This window comes from Brachyspira innocens ATCC 29796, from assembly GCF_000384655.1.
GTDB lineage: Bacteria > Spirochaetota > Brachyspiria > Brachyspirales > Brachyspiraceae > Brachyspira > Brachyspira innocens.
Map to the genome: position 1 here is coordinate 17328 of NZ_ARQI01000107.1, position 26995 is coordinate 44322.

22 protein-coding genes and 1 tRNA gene are annotated in these 26995 nt (G+C 27.1%); 16 read left to right on the forward strand and 7 right to left on the reverse strand.

Annotation, left to right across the window (positions count from 1 at the left end; all coding sequences use genetic code 11):
* The first annotated feature begins 75 nt into the window (after window positions 1–75).
* Entirely contained in the window at window positions 76–900 is an 825-nt protein-coding gene (gene hisJ, locus F811_RS0106875) for a histidinol-phosphatase HisJ (protein WP_020004534.1), read from the forward strand.
* A 284-nt stretch (window positions 901–1184) separates the two neighbouring features.
* On the opposite strand, the gene F811_RS0106880 is transcribed toward hisJ, so the two are convergent.
* Window positions 1185–1508: an STAS domain-containing protein gene (locus F811_RS0106880; protein WP_020004535.1), complete on the reverse strand. Its 324-nt coding sequence runs from the start codon at window positions 1506–1508 to the stop codon at window positions 1185–1187.
* A gap of 45 nt (window positions 1509–1553) precedes the next feature.
* Window positions 1554–1636 (reverse strand) — tRNA-Tyr (locus tag F811_RS0106885).
* Between the two features lie 158 nt (window positions 1637–1794).
* On the opposite strand from F811_RS0106885, the gene F811_RS0106890 reads away from it, so the two are divergent.
* From F811_RS0106890 to F811_RS0106910, 5 genes are all read left to right on the forward strand, one after another.
* Complete coding sequence (locus tag F811_RS0106890; protein ID WP_020004536.1) at window positions 1795–3381, forward strand: hypothetical protein; 1587 nt, start codon at window positions 1795–1797, stop codon at window positions 3379–3381.
* A gap of 99 nt (window positions 3382–3480) precedes the next feature.
* A complete protein-coding gene (locus F811_RS0106895; RefSeq protein WP_020004537.1) occupies window positions 3481–6741 on the forward strand; it encodes an AsmA family protein in 3261 nt (1086 codons plus the stop codon).
* 19 nt (window positions 6742–6760) lie between these two features.
* A complete protein-coding gene (locus F811_RS0106900; RefSeq protein ID WP_020004538.1) occupies window positions 6761–7375 on the forward strand; it encodes a hypothetical protein in 615 nt (204 codons plus the stop codon).
* Window positions 7376–7619: 244 nt separating this feature from the next.
* Window positions 7620–9032, forward strand: coding sequence for an amidophosphoribosyltransferase (gene purF / locus F811_RS0106905; RefSeq protein ID WP_020004539.1), 1413 nt, complete (start codon window positions 7620–7622; stop codon window positions 9030–9032).
* 124 nt (window positions 9033–9156) lie between these two features.
* Window positions 9157–9651 carry a hypothetical protein gene (locus tag F811_RS0106910; protein ID WP_020004540.1) on the forward strand — a complete coding sequence of 165 codons (495 nt, stop codon included), beginning with the start codon at window positions 9157–9159 and terminating at the stop codon, window positions 9649–9651.
* 15 nt (window positions 9652–9666) lie between these two features.
* Here F811_RS0106910 and F811_RS0106915 read toward each other — a convergent pair whose 3' ends face one another.
* On the reverse strand, window positions 9667–11985 hold the full coding sequence (locus F811_RS0106915; RefSeq protein WP_020004541.1) for a BspA family leucine-rich repeat surface protein: 2319 nt from the start codon (window positions 11983–11985) through the stop codon (window positions 9667–9669).
* Window positions 11986–12270: 285 nt separating this feature from the next.
* Between F811_RS0106915 and fusA the strand changes: the two genes are divergently transcribed.
* From fusA to F811_RS0106965, 10 genes are all read left to right on the forward strand, one after another.
* Window positions 12271–14361 carry an elongation factor G gene (gene fusA / locus F811_RS0106920; protein WP_020004542.1) on the forward strand — a complete coding sequence of 697 codons (2091 nt, stop codon included), beginning with the start codon at window positions 12271–12273 and terminating at the stop codon, window positions 14359–14361.
* An 86-nt stretch (window positions 14362–14447) separates the two neighbouring features.
* Window positions 14448–15266: a PTS sugar transporter subunit IIA gene (locus F811_RS0106925; protein WP_020004543.1), complete on the forward strand. Its 819-nt coding sequence runs from the start codon at window positions 14448–14450 to the stop codon at window positions 15264–15266.
* Between the two features lie 11 nt (window positions 15267–15277).
* Entirely contained in the window at window positions 15278–15685 is a 408-nt protein-coding gene (locus tag F811_RS0106930; RefSeq protein ID WP_020004544.1) for a hypothetical protein, read from the forward strand.
* A gap of 99 nt (window positions 15686–15784) precedes the next feature.
* Entirely contained in the window at window positions 15785–15958 is a 174-nt protein-coding gene (locus F811_RS16510) for a hypothetical protein (protein WP_020004545.1), read from the forward strand.
* 73 nt (window positions 15959–16031) lie between these two features.
* A complete protein-coding gene (purE, locus tag F811_RS0106940) occupies window positions 16032–16520 on the forward strand; it encodes a 5-(carboxyamino)imidazole ribonucleotide mutase (RefSeq protein ID WP_020004546.1) in 489 nt (162 codons plus the stop codon).
* Window positions 16521–16612: 92 nt separating this feature from the next.
* Complete coding sequence (gene purC, locus F811_RS0106945; RefSeq protein WP_020004547.1) at window positions 16613–17329, forward strand: phosphoribosylaminoimidazolesuccinocarboxamide synthase; 717 nt, start codon at window positions 16613–16615, stop codon at window positions 17327–17329.
* 397 nt (window positions 17330–17726) lie between these two features.
* The gene (locus tag F811_RS0106950) at window positions 17727–18533 is read left to right on the forward strand and encodes a metal ABC transporter permease (protein WP_020004548.1); all 807 of its coding nucleotides are present in this window, start codon (window positions 17727–17729) and stop codon (window positions 18531–18533) included.
* Between the two features lie 81 nt (window positions 18534–18614).
* A complete protein-coding gene (gene yedF, locus F811_RS0106955) occupies window positions 18615–19184 on the forward strand; it encodes a sulfurtransferase-like selenium metabolism protein YedF (protein ID WP_020004549.1) in 570 nt (189 codons plus the stop codon).
* 14 nt (window positions 19185–19198) lie between these two features.
* A complete protein-coding gene (locus F811_RS0106960; protein ID WP_020004550.1) occupies window positions 19199–20317 on the forward strand; it encodes an aminotransferase class V-fold PLP-dependent enzyme in 1119 nt (372 codons plus the stop codon).
* Window positions 20311–20532: a putative Se/S carrier-like protein gene (locus F811_RS0106965; RefSeq protein WP_020004551.1), complete on the forward strand. Its 222-nt coding sequence runs from the start codon at window positions 20311–20313 to the stop codon at window positions 20530–20532. The genes F811_RS0106960 and F811_RS0106965 overlap by 7 nt, the downstream gene beginning before the upstream one ends.
* A gap of 50 nt (window positions 20533–20582) precedes the next feature.
* Here the strand turns inward: F811_RS0106965 and F811_RS0106970 are convergent, their stop codons facing one another.
* The 4 genes from F811_RS0106970 to F811_RS0106985 all read right to left on the reverse strand — a co-directional run bounded on the left by F811_RS0106970 (window position 20583) and on the right by F811_RS0106985 (window position 26544).
* Window positions 20583–21053, reverse strand: coding sequence for a CvpA family protein (locus F811_RS0106970; RefSeq protein ID WP_020004552.1), 471 nt, complete (start codon window positions 21051–21053; stop codon window positions 20583–20585).
* Complete coding sequence (locus tag F811_RS0106975; protein ID WP_020004553.1) at window positions 21053–23005, reverse strand: methyl-accepting chemotaxis protein; 1953 nt, start codon at window positions 23003–23005, stop codon at window positions 21053–21055. The genes F811_RS0106970 and F811_RS0106975 overlap by 1 nt, the downstream gene beginning before the upstream one ends.
* An 11-nt stretch (window positions 23006–23016) precedes the next feature.
* Window positions 23017–24951: a methyl-accepting chemotaxis protein gene (locus F811_RS0106980; protein ID WP_020004554.1), complete on the reverse strand. Its 1935-nt coding sequence runs from the start codon at window positions 24949–24951 to the stop codon at window positions 23017–23019.
* A 207-nt stretch (window positions 24952–25158) separates the two neighbouring features.
* Window positions 25159–26544 (reverse strand): MATE family efflux transporter, encoded by a 1386-nt coding sequence (locus F811_RS0106985; RefSeq protein WP_020004555.1) that lies wholly within the window; start codon window positions 26542–26544, stop codon window positions 25159–25161.
* Window positions 26545–26995: the final 451 nt, after the last annotated feature.

The following is a 26995-nucleotide window of genomic DNA, read 5'->3' on the forward strand; positions in this document are numbered from 1 at the left end:
TTTGTTATTATATTTTTAATTATTTTTTATTTTTATAAAGAAGTTTATTAATATTTTATTTAAAAAGGTTTTATTATGAAATACATATCTAATTTGCACACTCATACCATTTACTGTGACGGAAAAAATACTGTAGAAGAAAATATAGAAACTGCTATAAATAAAGGACTAATAAGCATAGGTTTTTCTGGGCATTCTCATTTTGAAAAAGATGATACTTCTATGAGCAGAGAAAATACTATTAAATATTTAGAAAATATCAAAAAAGCTAAAGATATTTATAAAGATAAAATACAGGTTTATCTTGGCATAGAAGGTGATTATTATTCTAATTTAAATAAAGACACTGATAAAGAAATGGGGCTTGATTATAGAATAGGCTCTGTACATTATATCGATGACGGAAAGGGTAATTATTTTCCTATAGATATGTCAAAAGAAAGTTTTAATGATACTATTAATTATTTTGGTAGTATTAAAGAAGTTATTTACAGATACTATGATAATGTTATTAAAATGATAGAAAAACAAAATCCAGATATTATAGGGCATTTAGACCTTGTAAGAAAGTATAATTTAAATAAAGAATATTTTACTGAAGAAGAAGATTGGTATTTAAAAAAGATAGATGAAGTAATTGAGGTTATAAAAAAAAGCGGAAGTATAGCTGAAATAAATACAAAGATTATGAACAAAAATAATTTAAATGCTCATTATCCGAATAAAAATACAATAAAAAAATTATTAGAAAAAAACATACCCATTATGATTAATTCAGATGCTCATAATGCCAATAATATAGATCATTGTTATAAAGAAGTTATTGAAGAATTAAAAAAACTAGGTGTTTCTAATATAAAAGTTTTGTATGATAATAATTTTAATGATGTGAGTATATAAACAAATATAGAGCTTATCAAAAAATTAGTTTTTAAATTTAAATATTTGCACGGCTTCGCAGTCCACCCCCCTATTTCTTTTGCCGCCTACTATACAAAGTACGCCTGTGGTAAGTCGCAAGGAACTATATGTTTATATACTAAAATAATAGTTTATACAACATATAAAACATTGTCTTATAATCTATTAATTATCAAAATTTTATATACAATATTGTAAACTAATTTTTAAACAAGTATATTAAAAAAGTTGATAATACATTTATAAAAATAAAGTTTTATATGTTATACTGTAAAATCTTTAGGATTTTCAAAGTATTTGATTAAACTAAATATCATTAGGCTCTTAAGAGTTGGTGATATAGATTCATCTACATTGGTCATAAATAGCTTAACTTTTAAAGACTGAAGACTTTTGTATAATTTAAGCATTTTAGCTATTCCAGCACTGTTTATTTCTTTAACATTTTTCATATCAAGCACAACTAAAGGCATTCTGATATTGCAGGCTTCTTCTGAGTCTTCTATGAATTGTTTAATTTCTTCAGGAGCAGAAAGATTAGCTTCCATAACTATAGATATATATTCGTTATTAAATTCTATAGCCAAAATTAAAACCTCTTTAATTTAAGAAAAGTATTCGTAAAAAGAATGTGGGCAGGGAGGGATTCGCACCCCCGTAGACTCACGTCGGCAGATTTACAGTCTGCTGCCATTGACTGCTCGGCCACCTACCCATATTAATTTGAAAACGTAAAAGAATAATAGCATGCATACAAAAAAATGTCAATAGCAAATATTATTTTTTTAATATCTTTTTATTTATATTTGTATCTTTTTATTAGATAATGATGTATAATGATTTTATAGTTCATTAATAATGAGGTATGAGATAATGAGAAACGCTACTGCTGTTATGATATTATTATTTATTCTTTTTTCGTGCAATGCTCAGAAATATAAACTTGAAAAAAAATCTTATAATAATAAATCTTTTGACAGTGCTCAAAAAATTAATAAAGACGGCATTATAGGGCAGTTTGAAGGAATTAATACTGATTATTATTATTTTACTATTGACGGCAATACAAAAACAGCTAATTTTTATATATCTAATTCTACATACTCTCCAGTTATTATGACTTTGTATGATTATAATACCAATATTATAAAAGTAATAAATGAACCAGAGATTAATTATCTTAATGAAGATGGTACTATTGAAGATAGTAATACAAATGCTTCTTCTAATAATAATACAAATGAAAATATTTATTCTTATCAGGTTATGAGGGATATATATCTGCCTTACTCTCAAAATAATGAAGAAAATAAATATTATATATCTTTATCTCCTAAAGAAACAGTAAAAGAAAATATTGATTATACTTTGATAGTAGAAAAAAGAGATTATAAAGAAACTGATGAAAAAGAGCCTAATGATAAAATTTCAGCAGCACAGATTATAGATGTTAATAGCGACAACAGACTTTATACTATAGACGGATATTACAGCCAAACTTTTAACCCTACTCTAAAAACAGGCGATTTAAAAAATATGGAGATAGATGCTTATAAGATAACAAATAGTTCATTTAATACATATTCTATTTCTATAGAGCTTTCAGGTGTTCCAGCCATTGATGCTAGTATAAGGCTTTATGATCAAAAAGGAAACTGGATAACAATGAAAGATATTAATAATACTGGAGACGGTGAAACTGTTGATAAATTAATACTATATCCTTATATGTCATATTATTTTATATTGGCAACTACAAATGCCGTTATAAATATACCTTACAGAGTAAGCATTATAGCAAAACCATTCGATAAATATACAGAGCATGAACCTAATAATAAACCATCAGAAGCACAGACTATAGAGTTTAATCAAACTTATAAAGGGGCAATTGACTATTCATATGACAGAGATTATTATAATTTCAGCGTACCTATAAAATCAAGTGTAAAACTTTCATATTTCCTTATAGATTCTCAGGCTATCAATATAAGTATTTCAAATGATACTTTTGGTAAAATAGCTTCTATGCCTCAAACAGATGATGAACAGATTATAAGTCTGCCTCAGGGAAGGTATTATCTTATATTTGAAAGAGATTTAACTAAAGAAAAATGGATTAAAGGCTCTTCAAAAGCTAGAAATTATGAGTTTAGTATGAGCATTTCTAATGAGATAAGCGGTGATTATAATTACGGATATTATGATGACTTATATAATAATACAAATGCTTATGAAACTGATTATTATAATTACAGCAATAATTATTATGAAAATAATATTCCAGAAGAACAGTTTGAAGAGAATCTTGAAAGTAATTTTAATAATACTAATAATGTTATAATAATAAGACCTGAAGATTATAATTCTGATTATTACTATTACAGCAGTGAAGAAGAAACTAACAGTTATATTGAGCATAATGATTACAATAATGGTGATTATTATTATGAAAATTAATTTAGGTATTGATAAAGAATATATTATATAATATACTACTTTATAAGTGTAAATTTGTTTTATATACATGTAAAATTTTATTTAAAAGATGGTTTTTATATGATAAAAAAATTTTTTAAGAAGAAAGAAAAATCTCAGTCTTTGCCTGAAAATGATTCTGATAATAAGAAGAAAAAAAGGAAGTTCAAAAAGAGATATATACCTTTAATAATCCTTATTATACTTATTGTTGGTGTTATAGGGGCTAGAATATATTTTAATAATGAGAGAGTAAAGAATCTCATTCAGGATATAGTTTATTCTTCTACTGACAGAAAATTAGAAATAGGCGATTTTAGTTATGCTCTTCTTTTTCCTAAAATAGAGCTTAGCGATGTTATACTTTATAATTCATCTAATTTTAATAATGAAGAAAATATAAAAATAGATAATTTGAGATTAAAATTCTCATTATTTTCTTTGTTCTTATTAAAACTTCATATAAAAGAGTTTAGTATTGATAATTTGTATGTATATATGTTTACAGATGAAAGCGGTAATTGGAATCTTCCAGATATGCCGCCTTCAGAACCAAAGAAAGAAGAAGATACCAATAAAGAACCTTTTGATATAAGCAAATTAGATTTTCTCAAATTAAAAGCTAATATAGAAAATATCAGAATAAATAACCTTGCTTTTAAAGCCGACAGCAAATCATTTTTAACCAACAAACCTAATAACGGATTAATAGCAAGTTTAAGTAATTATAATCTTCATTTGGATTTACACAGCAAAAGATTTTCATTGTCTCAGGTTATGGGAGTTAATGCCCCAGAAGTTTTGAAAGATATTTATTTAAAAAGTTTTATAAGCAATAGCTTGGCATATAACGACAGCAGTATTTTCTTTAATGATAATCCTTTATTTAATTTAGATGTATCATACCCTAAAAAAGAAGAAGGCTTTAGTGAAGATGAAATAATAATAAGATTTGATTTTGAAATAGACGAGCCTAATTTTACTTATAACGGAAAAAAAAGAGATGATATTCAGGCATCTGCTCATTTATTTGCAAGATATAATGTAAAAACACAGAGCGTATATTTAGAAAATCTTTCATCAGAACTTTTAAATGATGAGATATTAAAAGTTATAGCATCAGCCAATCAAATATTTTCAAGCAATATAGGTGTTAATTTGGACACATTATATGCTAGGATAAATTTAGATAAAGTTAATACTTTAGTTCCTATGATTGTTCCTAATTTGGGTATAAATGTAGGTGGAATGGTTAATGTTGATGCTGATAAAACTATAGGTACTATCAATGATTTAACTAACACTATAAATATATCTTTGGATAAAATAAAATTATCTATGGGAGATACTATTTCTGTAGATAATCTTAATTCAAAAACAAAATTGGGTTTTAGATTTAATCCAGATAATATAACAAGAGAAGACATAAAGCTTGAGCATAATACAACTATAGAGAAAGTAACAGCATTAAAAAAATACAGGGTAAATAATACAGATATCTCGTTTAGAGTTTTATCATCTTTAGACGGTGCTTTAGGAGTTGCTTCTGCTATAAGCGATCCTAATAAAAAAAGTGATACTGTGCTTTATATAGATAATATATCAACTAAATATATTAATTCGGACATTATAGTAAACGGAGCTGTAAAATTTGATGATCCTACCGATGTTAACATAATAGTAAAATCTCTTCCTATAGCTAATTTTTCTGGAGGACTTGCAAGAGGTTCTTTAAATTTGGATGTTAATGTCTTTGGAAAGATGATAAATGATATAAATGCTTCAGTTAATGGAATTATAAATAACTTTTCTTATAATTTAGCTGGAGAAGTATCATCTACTGCTACAGCCAAAGTTAATGTACTTGCGAATGCTGATTTACTTACACAGAAAATAAATGTTTCTGCTCTTAATTTAGATTTGGATAATTTTCTTAATTTCAGGTCTAATCTTGATTTAAAAGGTATGGGATTAGAGGGAGGTTTTGTTAATATATCTACATTTAGAATAGCCCCTTATGCTATGAAAAACTGGCTTTCTACAAAATTTGCAGAAGCATTGGATAGTCTTCCTTTTGAAGATGATTTGAAAATGACTAGTGCTTTGGGTTATGATTTATCATTAGAGGATACTTTTGTTACAGTTACAAATTTCAGCACATTTTATGCCACAGAAAAACAGTATAAACTTCAGGACGTTACTATGAAAATAGATGCTGATGTCAATTTCGGTGAGAATTTGTATGTTGATATAAGAGAGTTTAATTTACAAAGTCCTACTAACAAATTAAAAGTGTATGCAGACGGATATTTTACACCAGTAATAAAAAATTCTGATTTGAATTATGAAGTAGGACTAGATACAGACAGTTTATATCTTCCTTTCGGTATAGAAATAGGAGGATTATTCAATGTAAAAGGTAATTTAAAAAGAAATATTGCTGACGGTATTTTTAAAACTGATAAATTCTTTGCAAATATGGATTCTCCAGATAAGATGTCTGTAGTATTAAAAGGCTTAACTTCTAATATAGACTATCATTTTGATTTGACTCCTACAGAAAATGAGCCTGAAGCAACAGCAGCAAGATATACCCCTCTTATTACTCAGGTACCAAATTTATTTTTTGAGCAGTTAAGAGTATATTTAAAAATTCCTCCTTTTGTAGATGACAGTATAAGAATAAGAGATTTTTCTTCATTTGTTAAAATACAAGGTCATGGACTTACCATTCAGGATTTAAAATCTTCTCTTTATATAGGCGGAGAAAAATTTGATGATAATTTATTTTTGGCTTCTATATCTAATAATACAGCCCCTAGAAGAGGTGCTATACATTTGCCTTGGCTTAATGTAGATTTGGGAAGTTTTAATACAAGCAGTATTAAATATGATATGCGTGTTTTGGCAAGCGATATAAATTTCAAATATTTGCTTGCTCCTGAAAACAGAGAAAAAATTAATGATGAAAAATTACTTGTTAATCTTACAGCCGATATTGCAGGTGTGGGAGTAAGTCCTTTAAATAATATAAGACCTACTACATTTTTTGTGGGTATAAGCAAGATGTCTACAGAGTTTTCTAAATTTTTAATAGAGATGATACGTCCTATGAACCCTGGTATATCTACTGTAGAAAATATAGTACAGTTTGGATATGATCCTAATTCGGTAGAGTTTAGTATATCTGCCAACAAGGTATTTACTACATTCTATTTCAGAGATCAAAATTTAGATAAAGAAAGTCAGCAGAAGCAGCAGTTAATAGCATTTGAAGGTGATAAATTCGGTCTTGAGCCTATGCCGTTTTCTGATGTAATATCATATTTAGAAGGTAATTAATTTATAGGGAGTAGAGAAGATGAAAGTTTATAGTATAATATTTATTTCTTTTGTTGTGATGGTTTTTACAAGCTGTTCTAAACTTATATTAGTTCAGGAGCCTGAGATGCGTGTACTTGGAGGTAAAACTTTGATAGAGGCTCAGGTTTTGGGAAGATACAGACAGATAGATGAGAGTGCTTATCAAATATCTACTCTCTCAAGCGATGAGGATTTGAATCTTATTATGGTAAGTACAAATGTTTCTGATGAACTTGCCATTGAATATAAAGAAGCTCTTATAAGAAGTATGTTTAATCAAGATGAAATAAATCTCTATAAAACCAATTATTATATAGGAGAAAATAACGGCGGATATTTGTCTTATATAGCATTTGATGTTTCAAAACCGAAAACTGTATACAGTGAAGAGAGAGTAAAATATATAAAAGAGATAATGGAAAAAGAAAATACAGACAGAAGAACCATAGCTGAATATTTAATACTTTCAGACCCAAAACTTACTATGGCAAATATAAAAGAAGTAGAAACTGCTCTATACAGAAGAAATGTACAAAAACTTATAGAAAATAGTTATTATCAGCTTCCAGATAATACTTGGAGCATTTATACTAATGAAGACAGTACAACATAAGACTAAAAAATAAAGAAGAATTAAAAAAAATTAACAGATGATGATAATATATTTTTAAATATTTTTTTAATATTTACATAGCCTTTTCAACAATTCTGTGTATTTCGTAAGAGCAAAGATGCAGCTATAATTTAAAAATACTAAATTAAAAACTTATAAATTTTAATAAATCTATTGTGTTAAAATGAAATTAATTATAATATTGTCACGTCAAAAATAAAAATAAAGTTGGTTATAATAATATATGAATAATATTACAACATACGATAAGCCTAGAGAAGAATGCGGAGTTTTTGGTATTTATTCCAAAGATATTAAGAAAGATATATTAAAAACTCTAAATTATGCCCTCTATTCATTACAGCATAGAGGACAGGAAAGTGCGGGTATTACAATATCGAATTATAAGCATTTATTTACATATAAGGCTATGGGTCTTGTGTCTGATTTGTTTACAAGTAATATTCCTAAAGATACAGAAGGGAATATTGCAATAGGTCATGTGAGATATTCTACCACTGGTGCAAGCAAAATAGAAAATGCTCAGCCTATTGAAAATCTTTTTAGACTCGGACAAATAGCTATAGCTCATAATGGTAATTTAACTAATGCTGAAGAATTGAGATATGAACTTGAAGAAGGCGGAGCTACATTTAATGCCACTTCCGATACAGAAGTGATTATCAAACTTATAGCGAGAAAAACAGTTAGTAATTTTATAGAAGGCATAAAAGAAAGTGTTAATATTATAAAAGGTGCTTTTGCTCTTGTTATAGTTGTAGACGGCAAACTTATAGGGGTAAGAGATCCTTATGGTATAAGACCTTTATGTTTGGGTACAAATTCAAACGGCGATTATTTTTTAGCTTCAGAATCTTGTGCTTTAGATGCTGTGGGTTCTAAGTTTGTAAGAGATATTGAAGCAGGAGAGATGGTAATAATAGATGATGAAGGCGTAAAATCTTTTAAATATGCTAAAGAAGATGTAAAACATTGTCCTTGTGCTTTTGAACATATATATTTTGCACGTCCTGAAAGCAATATAGACGGTATTAATGTATATAATGTGAGATTTCAGACAGGTGTGCTTCTTGCAAGACAAAATAAAGTTGATGCTGATATAGTTATAGGAGTTCAGGACTCTGGTACTATAGCGGCTTTGGGATTTTCTCAGGAAAGCGGAATACCTTACAGTATAGGTTTGGTAAAAAACAGATACATTGGAAGAACATTTATTATGCCAGAGCAATCCACAAGAGAAGAAACTGTTAAACTAAAATTTAATCCTTTAAAGCATTTGATAGACGGAAAAAGAGTTATACTTATAGATGATTCATTGGTAAGAGGTACTACAAGCAGAATATTAATAGATATTGTAAGGCGTGCTGGTGCTAAGGAAGTGCATTTTAGGTCAGCTTCTCCTGTTATAAAAAGTCCATGCTACTATGGAGTTGATATATCTTCAAAAAAAGAACTTATAGGAGCAAAACTTTCTGTAGAAGAGATTAGAAAGGAGATTAATGCTGATACTTTAGAATATCTTACAATAGAAGATATGCTTGAGGCTTTAGGAAACAAAAATTACTGCATAGGCTGTTTTAATGGAAGTTATCCTACAGAGATACCTAAAAAAGTACCTATTGATAAGACTTGTTAATTTTATATAATTAGGGCTTCATTTTTATGAAGTCCTTTTTTATAAAAATTATTAATACAATAATTGACTTTTATCCGTAATAAATTTATCATATAAAAAATAATAAATGGGGTAAATAGTGATTATGAAAGAAGTTCATTATAAAATATGCATGAATGAAGAAGAATTAGTTGATGCTTTGATGAATGATGATGATGTTATTTATGCAGAGTATAAACTAGGCAAAAAAATATCAAATATAAAAAATACTGGAAAAATTGCTTGGGGTGTACTTATAGGAGGAGTATTAGTCGCCGCTACTGCTGTAATATCATCAAAGAAATTAGGAAAAGACAAGGCATTAATCGCTTCTTCTATAGCAACTATTCCATCTGCTGCTGCTGCCATTATTTATATAGGGCTTCCTTCTACTATATCATTAATACAAATTCTTATAAGTGCCTATAAAAAAAATGACGGTATAAACGGAGCAAAAGATATAGTATTAAAATTAAGAAATAACTACTATATAGCTGAAAAAGACAGAGAAAAACTCACACTAAAGAAAACAGCAGGCGAAAAAGTAAAAGAAGTAAAAATTACAGAAATTACAGAACCTGAAGATAAAAAAGGTAAATAATATTTTTTTTATTATTTAAAATAAATTAGTTAAACGAAAATCCCATATCATAAATACAAGAATTGTATAAATAAATCTTTTTGATACTTCTTTGTTTTCATCGTTTTTAAACTCAATATTTATTTTTACTTTGTCCTTATAATCAGCTTCTCCATAAATTTGAGCCTTTATTATAAAAGTATCTCTATTATCAAGACTTAAATTATATTCTTTGATTGTTCTGTATTCTGTATATGAAGACATCATTCCATATCTCATTCCAAATGCTTTAAAAGTACCATATGCTATTTCTATATTTTGTAGTTTGTTTATTTCATTTTCCAAATTATTTTTATCAAGTTTTATTATGCTTAATTGATTTATAGGCTGCGATAATTCATAATCTTCTAATTGCTTTTTCCATTTTGTAATGGTTTCTTCTTTCATTTCAATAGGGCTTGCTAAACTTATAAAGGTATTATCATCAATTTTTATTTCTTCATCATCTGAGTTGGTATAACTTCCATCTCCTGAATATCTGAATGTTGTTATAAAATTATTATTTATATCGTATAAATTCCATATAAGTGATAAGTCAAATTTATTCATTATTGGATTATCTATAAAAACTTCTTTGAAAAAATTATAATCATATTTATCACCTGCAATAAGTAATTTATTTAATATATACGAGAATTTTTTTATCATATTAGAAACTTCTTCTCTTATATGTTTTATTTCTTCTTTTTTATTATTATCTAAATTTCTTGGAATTGATTTTAATATTTTATTCATCTTTATATCAAATATACTTACAGAATAATCATTGTTTAATATTAATTTATAATTTTCATCAATAATTTTTTCGCTGTTTTTGTCAAAGCCAATATTTGAATTATATTTCAATTCTAAATTGTAAAAAGGAATTTTTTTATCTTTAGCAATTTCTATTAAAATATCTAAAGCATTATTTTTTGTTGCCATTTTTTTGGCATTATTATATATATTAAATAGTATTTTAATTGTGTATTCATTTTCTTTATTTAAAGATAGTATCTTAAAAAATAATTTTGATTCTCCGTCTTTTTTGTATATTTCTTCTAATGATCCTCCATATAATCCGTAAATTAATTGTGCTGTTTCTTTATTTGTTTCTTTATAAATATTATAAGCAAAGTTCAAAAAACTTTCTTTATCAAGCAAATCTATAATAGAATCAATTTCAATAATACGATAAATATATTTCTTTAATTCTAGATATTTTAAGTATATGTATTTTATTACTTTTATATTAACTTCTCTTGATTTATCCTTTATTAATACATTAGCTTTTTTTATAAAGTCAACTTTCTTTTCATCTTTTTTATTTAGATTATTTTCAGCATAATTTTCTGCTTCTTCTATACTTTTGAAAGTTACACATTCTGCTAAATCTTTTAATTCATCATAATAAATATTTTCTAATCTTTTCTTGAAGGCTATTATTTTTTTATTTTTGCTTTCAGATGATATTTTATAAATTTCTTTTAAATTATCTCTTATAATATCATTACCATAATAATAATTATCTAATACATGTAAATATAAAGTCCATTTCAAATTTTTAAAATTTTTAAAGTTATTACAGAATTGAAAAATATTCTCCATAGAATTAACTTGACTAATATCCCAATTTTCTAAAGAATCATACTGATTAAAATTATAAGTTCCGCCAAACATATAACTCATATTTTTTACTTTATTAACATTCCATTTATCAAGAGGCTGATTAAACTTTGAAGCAAGATAAAACATATATGATGTATCTTTCACATTTGATATATCCCAATCATTTAAAGGCTGATTAAACTCTAAAGCTTGTACAAACATACAATACATATTTTCAACATTAGATACATTCCAACTATTAAGCGGCTGATTAAATTTGCTGCATCCTCTAAACATATAACTCATATCTTTAACACTCTCAACATTCCAAGATGAAATATCCTGATTAAAGCTAAAAGCATCATTAAACATATAATTCATAATTTTAACTTTATGAACATTCCAATTATTAAGAGGCTGATTGAATTTAGCTGCATCTCTAAACATATAGCCCATATTTTCAACATTAGATACATTCCAATTATTTATATTATGATTAAAATTTGATGCAAAAGAAAACATTGAATTCATGTTTACAACATTAGAAGTATTCCAAGTTTCTATTCCAGAAAAATCCTTTCTTTTACTTCCAGAAAATAATCCGCTCATATCTGTAATAAGGCTTGTATCTATATCGCCTAAATAAATATTTTCATCTTCCGTTAGTTTATATAATTCTTTTAAAGTTTGCGGCTTGTATTTTGGCATGCTATTATCCTTTTATATTTAAAACATTTAAACTAGTAAATCATAAAATTGATTTTTTCTTAAAGTAATATTGTATAAAAAGTACTATTACAGACTTTAAAATAATAGTAAAAATGAATATAAAATTTGATTTTTGATATTTTTTTTACTATACTTGAATTATCATGCATTGCTTAGTTTTCTATGAATCAGCTTATTCTTTAAGCTTCTTTAGAAATCACCAAAATAATATAATAAATAATCTATTATATCAAAATATTACCTGTTATCAAAGGAGGAATGTCTATGGGAAAAATCTATAACCCAGAAAGTATTCGTAATGTAGCCCTTTTGGGACATGTAGGAAGCGGCAAAACATCTTTAAATGAAGCCTTATTATTCAGAGCAAAATCTATAGATAAGAAAGGCGAAATAGAAAGAGGTACTACAGTCAGTGATTATACAGACGAAGAAATAAAACAAAAAATGTCAATACGTACTTCTTTAAGTTTTATAGAATGGAAAGATCATAAAATTAATTTGCTGGACATTCCGGGGTCGGGTGATTTTAGCGGCGAGATTAACCCAGCCTTAAGAGTAGCAGAATCCTGTATAGTAGTAATAGATGCCGAGTTTGGTATACAGATAGAAACAGAAAAACATTGGCAGATGGCTAATAGTTTTAAAAGACCTAGAATAATATTTATCAATAAAATAGATAAGGAGATGGTTGATCATAAAACTTTATTAGAAAAAATAGAACATAACTTTAAAGAGCCTCCTGTAGTTCCTATACAAATACCTATGGGTAATGGTAAAGATTTTAAAGGTATAATAGATGTTATTTATCATAAGGCTTTCTTTAGAGATGAACATGGAAAAATTGTAGAAGCAGAAATACCAGAAGAGTATTATGATGAGTACAGAGCTACACGCGACAGACTTAAAGAACTTGTATGCGAAGTAGATGACAGCCTTACAGAAAGATTTTTAGAAGGCGGAAAGTTTACTGATGAAGAATATATAGAAGCTCTAACAAAATCTATACTTCAGTATAAAGTAGTTCCAATTTTATTTGGTACTTCTATAAGAGATATAGGTATGGGAGCGGTACTTGATACTATAATAAGATATATGCCTTCTCCTTCATATGTTCCTGTTACAGATGGTACAGACCTTTTAACAAATGAACCTGCTACAAGGTCTATATTAGGAGAGAATAATCCTTTTGCTGCCTTTGTATTTAAAACCACTATAGATCAATATGCTGGAAGAATATCTTTCTTTAAAGTTCGTTCTGGAAGTATAAAAAGCGGCGATGAAATATACAATTCAAGAACTGGTAAAAAAGAAAAAGTATCACATATATATACAGCAAGAGGTAAAAAACAATTTGAAACAGACACTATTACAGCAGGCGATATAGGAGTATTAGCTAAACTTTCAGACTGCAGAACAGCAGATACTATCAGTACCCCAAGTTCTCCATTCCAATTCCTTCCTCTAAAAATACCTCAGCCTATTTATTTTACAGCTATTAAAATATTAAAAAATGATATAAAAGCACTTGAAGTTCTTGATACAATCGATCAGGAAGATTTGACTTTCCATGTAGAGTTTGACAGCGAAACAAAAGAAACTATAATAAAAGCTATGGGTGCTTTGCAGGTAAAATTGGCACTTGAAAGAGTAGTATCTTTAACTAAAGCCGAAATAGAACAGAGTGTTCCTAGAGTGGCCTACAGAGAAACTATAAGGAAGAAAGCTCAGGCACAATATAGGCATAAAAAACAGTCTGGAGGAAGCGGTCAGTTTGGAGAAGTTCATTTAGAAGTAGAGCCTCTTCCAAGAGACGGCGGATATGAATTTGTTAATGATATATTCGGCGGTGCTATCCCAAAACAGTATATACCGGGAGTAGAAAAAGGTATACAAGATGCTATGGCACAGGGACCTTTGGGTAAATATCCTATGGTAGATATAAAAGTAAGACTATATGATGGTAAGTACCATGATGTAGATTCTAATGAATTATCATTTAGAATAGCAGGTTCTATGGCAGCTAAAGAAGCATTCAAAAATGCAAGCCCTGTATTATTAGAGCCTATTATGAAAGTTACAGTTTATGTACCTGAAGAGTTTACAGGTGCTATAATGAATGAGCTTACAGGCAAAAGAGGAAAAATCTTGGGTATGGAAGCAGCTTCAAATACTGTACAGATGATTAAAGCTGAAGTTCCATTATCTGAAATGCTTACTTATTCTATAGAGATGAAAGCATCTACTTCAGGCAGAGGTACTTTTGAAATGGAGCATTCTCATTATCAGGAATTAACAGGTCCTTTGGCTGATAAAGTTATAGAAGAAAGAAAGGCTTTGCTTGGAAGCGGAGAGTAAAATTAAATGCTGTATATAAAAATAAAGTTGATATTTTTTATATACTATAATATAATAATTTAATACGTATAACACTAGGAGATTGTATGCTCAAAATAATTGACAAAATTACAAAAGAACATGTATTTGAAGATTTGGAATCAAAAGACAAAGAATCACTTTTTAGAGCTTTAAGTGAAAAAATCGCACCAGTAGCTTCTGCTTCTGCAGATGCTGTATTTGATGCATTCAAAAAGCGTGAAGATGAATACACAACTAATATAGGTAACGGCGTTGCTGTTCCGCATGGCAGAATTCAAGGCTATGGAAAAACTGATATATTTGTAGGTTTCTTGAAAGATGAAATCAACTACGATTCAGATTCTGATGAAAAAAGCCCTGTAAAACTTGTATTTGCTATACTTTCTGACCTTGATAACCCACAGGATTACCTATTAAATCTTTCTCAAATTTTCTTCTTGGTAAACCAAAAAGAAATACTTGACAAGATTATGGCTACTAAAGGTTATGATGAACTTTATAGTGTTTTAGAATCTTTCAAAAAATTAGATGAAAAATTTGAAGCTGAAAAACAAATTAAATTCTTAATCGAACTTGAAAGAGCTGAAATACAAATTAAAGCATATGAACTTTATAGTTCTACTCACTCTCAGCAAAAATCTGATGTAGTTTTAGAAGAGTACAAAAAATATAAAGACACTATATTAAGTAAAATTGATGTTGCTGTATTAGAAAATTATAAAAGAATTAAAGAAAATAAAGGTGAAGCTCTAGCTAAAATAGAAAATTATAAATGCAGTGCTTGTAATGTAGCTATACCTAAAATGACTGTTAATGAAGTTAGAAGACAAAATCAAATTATAATGTGTTTCCATTGCGGAAGAATATTGTTTACTACTGATTAATATTTAAGTTGATGATAAATAGTTTCTTAGATAAAAGGAAAGCTAAAATATTATTGTTAATTCTTTTAGCTTTCCTTTATATTTCATGCTCGCCGAATAAACCTAGCTCTCTTCTTTCAGAGTTTTATAATTATCCTAATCCTTTTAACCCTTCTAATGGTGAAAATACTACATATAAAGTATCTATTAAAAGCGGTGAAATTATAAGTGCCAAACTTGATATATATTCTCAAAATGGAGATTTGATAGATTCAAAGGATATGATTATTGAAAACAGTAAAAAAACTGCCACATGTATATGGTCTGGTTTGGATAAAAACGGAAAATATCTGCCTTCTGCTGTTTATGATGCCAAAGTAACAGTAAAATATAATCAGGATTCTACATTTGTTTCTGAATTTAAGACTTCAATAAGATAAAATATAATATTTTTTAATAATTATAAAAATAATGACAAAAATTGTCGTTTGTATACACTATAATTACATTAAATTAAAAATTATTATAGGAGTTTTATTATGCTGCCTTTTAATCCCCCATTTATGTATAAATGCAATTCCTGCGGCAAAATTTTCACTAAATCTAAAAAGCCTATTTTGGGTGGCACTATATTTTCAATCTTAAGCAGACCTAAATGTCCAAAATGCGGAAGCAAGGATACTAAATCTATAGATCATATTATAAAAAAGTAACTCCATTAATATTTGCACTATAATATATTTTTGTTTATAATATAGCATAAATTTATTATTAGGAGAAAATAATATGAAAGCTGCTATAATATTTGGAAGCAGATCTGATACTGATAAAATGAAAGGTGCTGCTGCTTGCTTAAAAGAATTTGGAGTTGAATATAAAGCCTTTGTTCTGTCTGCTCACAGAGTTCCAGAACATCTTGAAAAAACTATTAAAGAAATAGAAGAAGAAAATTTTGAAGTAATTATTGCAGGAGCAGGTCTTGCCGCACATTTACCCGGTGTTATAGCTTCAAAAACAATACTTCCAGTGATAGGCGTTCCTATTAGTGCAAGTAATCTTGACGGAATGGACGCTCTTTTGTCTATAGTTCAAATGCCTAAACCTATAACTGTTGCAACTGTTGGTATCAATAATTCTTATAATGCTGGTATGCTTGCTATTGAAATACTTGCTTTAAAATATGATACTATAAAAAATAAATTAATAGAATACAGAAAAAAAATGAAAGAAGATTTTATAGCTGATAATAATAAAGCTATAGAGTTTGATATATAATTATTTTTATATTTTATAACATTACTATATGGAAAAATTATCAAAAAAGTATATAATAGTATAAAAAGTTTTGACATAACAGGAGTTTATATATGTCTAAAGAAAAAAAAGAAATGATATATGAAGGTAAAGCTAAAAAAGTTTATGCTACTGATGATCCTGAACAGATTATAGTGTATTATAAAGATGATGCTACTGCTTTCAATGGTGAAAAAAAAGGTTCTATTAAAGATAAAGGCGTTATGAATAATGAAATTACTTCATTGCTTTTTAAAATGCTTGAAAAAAATGGAATAAAAACTCACTTTATAGAAAAATTAAATGACAGAGAACAGCTTTGTCAGAGAGTAAAAATATTTCCATTGGAAGTAATAGTTAGAAATTTAATTGCAGGTTCTATGGCTAAAAGACTTGGTATAGAAGAAGGTACAGTTCCTCCTAATACTATATTTGAAATATGCTACAAAAATGATGAATATGGGGATCCTTTGATTAATGATCATCATGCTGTTGCTTTGAAATTGGCTACTTATGATGAATTAAAGTACATATATGAAGTAACTTCAAAAGTTAATAACTTATTAAAAGAGGCACTAGATAAAATAGGAATTACTTTAGTTGATTTTAAAGTAGAATTTGGTAAAAACTCAAAAGGCGAGATATTATTAGCTGATGAGATTACACCAGATACTTGCAGATTCTGGGATAAAGAAACTGGAAAAAAATTGGATAAAGATAGATTTAGAAGAGATTTAGGCTCTATTGAAGAGGCTTATATAGAAGTTTTGAATAGACTTAATAATTTATAATCATTAAATTTTTATCAAAATATAAGGCTTTGCTGAACTTAAAAAGTTTGGTAAAGCTTTTTCTTTATTTTTGTATATACTAAATAATTGTAATTTTACAATCGCTATATATCCATTCGTTCGCTGCCCTTTCCAATATAGTTATTAGTCAATGATACATTACCTATTATTATACTAAATAGTAACTTGTTGTACATTAAAAAAATAATTATTAAATTATATATCATTTATCAAAAAATAGTTTTTTTAGTTATTTTGCTAAGATTAGAATTTTATTATATATAGAGTTTATTAAAGATTATACATTTTCTATATTATATAACTTTTATATAACTTTCATTTTACTATAATTATAGTATAATATCTTCAATTATTATTAATTTTTTGGAAAACTTATATGGAAATATTTCAGTATGATTTTATGCGTAAGGCTTTTATAGTAGGTATTATGATTGCAGTAATTATACCCTGTATAGGTGTTGTAGTTGTATTAAAAAGGCTTTCTATGATAGGAGATGCCATATCTCATACATCTCTTGCTGGGGTTGCTTTCGGACTCGTATTTAATATTAATCCTATAGCCGCTTCAATTGTATTTTGTGTATTGGCGGCTTTATCCATTGAGTTTATAAGAAAAAAAATATCGAAATACGGAGAGATGTCCATATCAATTATAATGTCTTTATCAATAGGAATTGCAGGAATACTCTCTGGATTTGTTTCAAACAATGCTAATTTTAATAGTTTTTTATTCGGAAGTATAGTTGCTATAAGTGATTTTGAATTAAAATTAATAATATTAATAAGTTTAATATCTATACTAATTTTCATATTTTTATACAAAGAGATTTTCTATATAACATTTAATGAAAGATTAGCTAAATTATCAGGTGTTCCAGTCAATAGAATAAACTTTATATTTACAATACTTACAGCTGCCGCCGTATCAATATCCGCAAGAACTATAGGCTCTTTAATAGTATCCTCAATGATGGTAGTTCCTGCAGCATGCTCTATGCAGATTGCAAACAGCTATAAAAGAACTATTATTTATGCTGTGCTTTTTAATTTATTTTTTACAATACTTGGAATATTTATTTCATACTATAAAGGTCTAAAACCCGGTGCTACTATAGTTTTGATAAGCATAATAACTTTTATAGCTATACTTTTAATAAAATCATCAAAAACTTTTAAGAAATAATATAAGTTTATAATACATAATTGACAATAAAACGATTTTAATATATTATTATAGTACAATATTATTTAAGGAAGTAAGACTATGAAAACTATAGACGCTAGAGGCGTACCTTGCCCAAAACCATTAATTCTAACTAAAACAGCACTAACTAATGCAGCATTAAATGAAGAAATAGAAGTACTTATAGATGATGATGTGGCTTTCCACAATATTACAGACTTCTTAAAAAATAACGGCATAACATACACTAATGAAGGAAAAAACTTTAAAATTGTAAAAAATAAAGAATTGTCATTAAATAACAGCAAAGAAAAATCATCTGGACCTGTAATAGCAGTAGTTGATAAAAAACTTATGGGTCAGGGAAATGATGAACTTGGAGAATTATTATTAAAATCATTTTTGGGAGCATTAAAGGACGCTAATCCAAAACCTGAGGCTTTATACTGTTATAACGGCGGAGTTTATTTAGGTATTGATGAACCTTATAAAACTTTACTTCAGGAATTAAGAGATGCAGGAATAAAAATATTTTTCTGCGGTACTTGTGTTAAATTTTATGAATTAGAAGGAATTAAAGTAGAAGAACAAACTAATATGCTTGGAATTATAGAGGCTATGGCTAATGCTTCTGCTGTAATAAGAGCATAAGACTTATTTTAATTATGAAAAATTATTATTTTGATAACTCTACAACTAGTTTTCCTAAACCAAAAGAAGTTGCTGAAGAGATGTACAATTTCTTAATGAATGTAGGCGGTACTTATGGAAGAGTTAATACAAAAAGAGGTAAAGAAACCACTCAAAAAATAGAGGAATGCCGAGAAATATTAGCTAAAAAATTCATAGGTACTAAAAATGATGCTAATATAATATTCACTTCTGGGGCAACTAGGTCTGTAAATGATATACTTATAGGTTTGGATTTGCATGACTGTAAAATATTAATATCGACTTTGGAACATAATGCTACATTAAGACCAGTATATAAGTTAAATAAAAATAAAAATGTTGAATATGAAATAATTCCGTCATTAGAAGGCGGTATAATAGATACGGATGCTCTCAAAAACATAATAAAAAAAGATAAAATATCATTAGTTATAGTTAATATGGAGAGTAATATCAGCGGAGCAATACAGCCTATAGCTAAAATTAAAGAAACTATAGGTGATATACCGCTGCTTGTTGACGCTACTCAAGCTGTTGGAGTGCATGAAGTAAAAGCTGATGAATGGAATGTTGATTTTATAGCATTTACTGGACATAAGGGACTTTTAGGACCTACTGGAACTGGTGGCTTTTATGTAAAAAATCCAGAAAAACTAAATCCTGCATATTTCGGAGGCGGTTTTGGGGACGGATATGAAACTCCTTTTAGTGTACCAGAGATATATGAAGCAGGTACTCCAAATACTGTAGGAATTATAGGGCTATTGGCAGCACTAAAAAACCGACCTATTTGGAATATTACAATAGAAGATTTAGTAAGTACAATAAACAAAATAGAAAATCTTAATAAATATAAAACTGTATGGTCTAAAAATAAAGATACACAGGGTTTTGTATTTTCTATAACTACTGATTCTATAAGCATGTCGGATTTAGCTCATAAACTATATGAAGACTATAATATAGAATGCCGATATGGTTTTCATTGTGCTTTTTTGGCACATAATTTCTATAAAAATGATAATGGTGCTATAAGATTTTCTTTCTCCCCATATACTACAAAAGAAGATTTAAAATATTTAATTAATACATTAGGAAATGAATTATGGTAAAGAGTTTTTGTTATTTACAAACGCCTAGAGATTTAATCAAGGCAGAGAAAATTTTACTCGATGCGGGAATAGAAGTGGTTGTAAGACCAGCACCTGAACCTGTATTTGGTGTATGCAATATGGCTATAGATATAGAAGATAATGACAAAGTGTATATTGTGTCATTGCTTGAGGCTGCTGGTTTGGTTGTAAAAATAAAAGATACTGAAAATTAAGGAAATATCTACATGCTTATTTTTTATTCCTAAAAGATAAGCATGTAATTTTATAATATATCCGTATTATTAATAAAATCGGATATATAATTATTTTTAAATAATACAAATATTAAATTAATTACTTTTGATTTTTCTATATAATTAAAATATTCTGGAAAATAATATATAGTTATCGAAGATAAAAAATAAATAATAATGCATGCTGCAAATAAAACTATAGCAGCACCAATAATCCTATCAGCCCAAGATAAATATATTATTTTCAAAATATCTTTTACACTTTTTTCTACCTTTGAAAGTATTATCCTTATAACAGAGTAAGTAACTATTAAAGATATAATCTTCAAAATAATAGAATGATCAAAATACTTTGACATATGATTATATATAAGAGGTGCTATTATAAAAGAAACTATTACAGCCGCAATAGGTATAATAATAGATATGAGCCCCTTTGCAAAACCATATATAAATAATACAGCCAATATTATAATCAATAATGTATCAATATTAATCATTATGATTTCTTTAATAATGCTATAATAGGAGCAAATGTAAAGCTGCTCTTCTTTCTATGAGTATTTATAATATTTGATAATGCCTCTATATCAGTATGAGAGAACGAAGAATAACTTCCTATTTTCTTAGTTATATCATTAAGCTCATCTTTAGTTTTTATTATACTGTTAAAATTATTAAATATTTTATAAACGTCTTGGTTCTGATATTCTATTTTTGCATTTAAATTATTCTGAACATCAAGCATAGCAGAAATATTTTCTTTTATAGATAAAACTATTAGGTTTTGATTTAGCAAAATATTAGCCATAACCTCATTATACTGCTCTAAAGATTTAAAATTACTTAATTTTTTAGAATCGCTACTGATATCATTTTCTATTTCATTAATAAGATTATCAATATTTGCTGTGATACTGCTAACCTCTTCTGAAATAATTTTGCAGTGATCATGTATATAAAATGAAGAGTTTTCTATTACTACTAATCCTGCAAATATATCCGTAAGCATTTTTTCTATTGCTTCTGTACCTTTAGATATTTCAAAAGATAAAGCCCCTATCTCTTTTGCCACTACAGAGAAACTCTTTCCATAAAAACCTGCTTTAGATGCTTGTATCCCAGCATTAATAGATAAAAGATTTGTTTTATTTGTTATAGCCTTTATATATTCTATTGTGCTGTATATTGCTTCTGTTATTGTACTTACATCTTTAAATTGATCTGCTGATTCTAATATAATAGTTAAAAATCTATTAGATGTTTCAATTAAACTTTCTTTTATAAGTCTTAATTCATTTTTTAAAGTCATTATTTGTTCATTAGAAAAATCGGATTCTTTCAAATTTGATATTGTCTGATTTAATACTCTAAAATGTTCCTGCATTTGAGATTTGTATTTATCAAAAAAGGTAAATATAGTATTTGTATATTTTAATCCGTCTTTAATAAGATTTTTCTTACTATTTTTGGCTTCTATTAACTTATCATTAGCATCCAATATGGCATCTATCTTAGAACTAATAATATTATATGCATCTTTTGTTTCTTTATCTATTTCAAATACAAACATAGATGTATCCATCAAATTTTTATCTATATTATTTAATTCCTCTGATATTCTGTCTATATTATTTAAAGTTTTTAAATTAAGATGAAGTTTATTATTTAATATGCTTTCTTTCTTTATGGAATCAAGTGCATTTTTGGCAAATGAAGAGAATATTGATATAGATCTGAAAGAAGATGATATTATTATAGCAAGCCCTATTCTATCAAAATCAAGTCCATTTAAAGTTTTATCTACATATAAATATCTTACTATTAAGATTAATGATATTGAATTGGCTATAATCATAGGAACATTTACTTTATAATTATAATTCATTATCATATCTGATAAAGCAGATATAAACATTACAAAAAATATGAATAAAATAACATAAGCTCTTAATAAGAAAAATAATCCTCTGGGTCTTAAGAAATATGATATACTTGAAGAATCATAATAATTAATAGTAACTGACAAAAATCTGCTTGGATATATTATACTAAAAACTATCAATACAACAGATAAAACTATACCTATTACAAATACCCCATTATTTAAGCTTGATAAAGTTTTGTTTCCAGATATAAAACTCTTTGTATTTATAGGCATAAGCATTACAGCAATCAGTATTAATATATTATTGATAGTATACATATTCAAAGCAGCTGTTTTATTAATACCATACAATTCAAAAAATATTATAATCAGAGATATAATATTATAAATAAGTATAAATGTAAGTGTAACAGAAATAGTAATATATATGGCCTTTTTTGTTTTGATAGAAAGCAGAAGATATAACATAATAAATACTGACATTAAAGAAATACCGATAATAGGCACTAACAATTTGAATATTGTTATATTATATCCTAATATTAAATTTGATAGTATATTCATATCTATTCCTTTTACATTACTTTAGAATACTCATCAACTTTATCTTCTAAGTCATTAGTATATTCTAAGAATCTTTTCATCTCTTCATTAAGTTTGCTAGTAACAGATTCCAAATCATTAGAAGTAGCAAGTAATTTATTCATATCCCTCATAAGGTTTTTTACTTCATTATTTTCTATATACGCTTTTTCAGATATATCCATTATATAGGCATTAATCTCTTCTATTTTGCTTTTTATATTAAGAAAATCATTCTCTTCATTAACTATAATATTAGTCATATTCGATATAGAGCTGTACATCTTATCTGTATTTTTTATTATATTCATATTATAATCATTTTGTTTTTCCATATTCTTATTAAACTTATTAAGTCTGTCATAATGATTTTTCATTTCTTCTATAAGCAAAGATACATTATTAGTAATATTATTGCTTGAATAATTAAACTTTTTAAATATATCCTCTATTTGAAATAATAGTTTTTGCATATTATTTGTGGCATCAGAAGTTTCAGATACCAATTCTGTTACCTCTTTAGATACAACAGAAAAGTTATTATACCATTCTCCTGCTTTTGAAGCCTGTATACTTGAGTTTATAGCAAGAGTTTTGGTCTTATCAGACATATTAGTCATAAAAGAAATAATTCTATTAATTTGGAAACTTAATTGATTAAAAGATTCTGATTTACTGAACTCTTTGATAAAATTATTTTTTTCTTCATCAAGTTTTTTTTGAAAATCTTCAAATAAACTTACCGTATCTCTGCTTTCTGCCTGAAGTTTATATATTTTTTCTACTGATTCCTGAAGTTTTAAATTTGATTCTTCAAGTGCCTTTTTCTGTAATTCTACAGACATCTGCAGATTAGGATAAGTTTCTACTAACTCATTAATTTTATCTACATTTATTTTTCCGTCATTAATTTGGAAATTTTCTATAGTTATAAACTCATTAGTATATTCTATTACTTTATTAATATCATTTTTTAAATTATTTATTGTTGAATATGTATTTTCTACCCTGCTTACCAAATTATTTACAGAATCTGAAAAATTATCCTTTAATTCTGACAATTTTTCAGAAGTATTTATTGCTGTATTAATAATAATAGAATCCTGAGCCTTTATACTTTCTAAATCGTAAGACTGAGTAGTTTTTTTATGTATTGCTGAAATAAATCTGCTTACAGAGAAATATATCATTATAATATTAAATATAGCATATACTAGTGTAATTCTTGAAAAAGTTAAGCTTGGAAAAAGTAAGAAATTACTTGAATGTTCTCTATATATTGAAACTCCATTAAAGTCATCAAAAAATGCTAAAGATATTAATGATATTAATACGAGTAAATGTATATTTTTCCTAACTTTTTTGTTTACTGTCATTTCATATATAAAAGCACATATAATAACAAAACAATATACTGTAAATACAAAATCCCTAAAAACATACACAGGACCTAATTCGCCTCTGCTTTTTACACTGTGTCTCATAGTTTCATTTAAAGTACTTATAGGCTCACTAGAAGATATAAAAGCCTGAGGATATAACAAAGCTATAGCTGATAATAATATAAATATAAACACTATTACAATATAAAGTTTATCCAATACAAAATGGAATTTCTCACTTAATTCAAGCTGCGTTCTTATATATGCAAGCCAAGGAATAATGGTAAGAGATAAGGCCAATTGCTCAAATTTATACAAATTTAATGATAATGGGTGATTAGGACTATATAATGATATTATTATATTTAATGCCTCCAAAGCAGAAAATATAAAACATAAAAAACCCAAAGCCAATATAATAGCCTGTGTTTCTTCATATAATTGAAAATATATATAAGCATACAATATTATACCTACAATAGATATAATAGTTGCTATAACTGGAATACCTAATTCTAATGTTATAAGAGAAAAATTGTAATTCATAAATCCTCTACAATTAAATCAATTTACAATATATTATAAGTTAATTTTAAGATATTAAAAGTATGAAAAAAATAAAATTAACTAAAAAATAAAATATCGTTTATATAATCGGAATTAGTTTATTAAGTATTTACTTTGTCTGCATCAATTTTTAATGTTACATACTGTATATTTTTATCATTATTTTTGAATACCAGTAAAAATTTTCTATTCAGTGAGTTTTCTAACCCATCTTTCTTTTTTAAGCATTATTACACCTATTGTAATTTTGGCAAAGTCCGTTAATTTTGCTATTCCAAACATAGCAACAGGGCCTACAGAAGTAAATTTAGCAAGTATCAAAGCCAAAGGAGCAAACATAAACAAAGATACAGGCACATCCACTGCAAAACCAAATATAGTGTCCCCTCCAGCCCTAGAAACTGCAAACTGAGAATTGATATAAGTCCATACTGGCATATAACATGCTATTAATATTACTAAATTTCTAGTAATTGCTTGGGCATCAGCAGTGAGTTTTGAGAATATTACAGGTATAAGTAAAGTTGATGACATCTGCACAAGTCCTACAATCAAGCCTGCTATAATAGCACCATTCATAATCCACCTTGCCTTATCTTTAGCCTCTTCAAGCTCCCCTCTTCCAAGTGTGCCGCCTACTATAACCATAGTAGAAACAAATACACCTTGAAACACAAGATAAAATATATTAGCTATTGTAAAACCAGAAGCCATTCCAGCTACAGTTTCAGCCCCTCCCCTACTATTATAAAGTGCTGTCATAAACATCTCGCTTAATCCCCAGCTTATCTCGCTTAAAAATATCAAACTAGATTTTTTAAGCATAGCATAAAATACATTTAATTTTACTTTTAAAATTTCTCTAGTTCTCACATAAAACTTCTCTTTATGGAGTTTTATATAAGCTATGAATAATATCATCTCTATTATTCTTGCTATAAGTGTGGCTATAGTAGCCCCTCTCTCTTCAAGTCTGGGAGCACCAAAATTACCGTATATTAATATATAATTTCCAAGAGTATTGCATAATGTAGCTATAACAGATATTATAAGCGGTATATGCGGCTTTCCTATTTCTCTATATGAAGAACCTATAGCTCCTGATATAGATATTGGTATAAATGTAAAAGCTATTATACTCATATATTTTGTACTTGATACAAGTATAGCTTCCTGAGAAGTGTTTCCTCTGGTCATCAAACGCATAAATATCTCTGGATTAATAAGCATTAATACCATATATATAATAGAAATAACAAGCGGAAGTATAACTTTAAATCTGAAAGCCTGCTGCATACCTTCTTTATTATCAGCCCCATTATTCTGAGCCATATATATTCCGCCAGCCCCATAACAGGTATTGAGTATAACAAGATATATAAAGTTTAATTGATTAGATACATTTACAGCAGCCATTTTTATATCGCCTAGTTCTGCCACCATAAAATTATCTATTAATGATACCATACCCATTATAAGCTGCTGAAGCATTACTGGTACTGCAATAGATATACATAATTTATAAAAGTCAAAATTCCCAAAAAGCGTTTTCTTTTTATTAATAGAATTCATAATATAATCTCTAAAAAAACATTAATATAGTAAATAAAAACGTGAAGTAATATATAACTAATTATATATTTGTCAATATACTTTAATAATTTTTTATATAAAAGTAAAGTAAATAAAATATTAAAATAATTTATTTTATTGACAAATTCTAAAATTAATGTATATTTTAATTAATTTTTATAAACAACTATAGATAGGATTTTTATATGTTCATCGCATCGCATCGCATCGCATCGCATCGCATCGCATCGCATCGCATCGCATCGCATCGCATCGCATCACATTTAAATTAATTTTTTATATTATTGACTGTCATATCATACAATACCTAATTGTAAAATATTTCACTAATCTGGAAAATTATATCAAATATTTTTTTAGCAGTTTTATTAATTTAATAAGGAACAATAATGCCTATATTCAATAAATTATTGCATTCTAGTATAAGAAA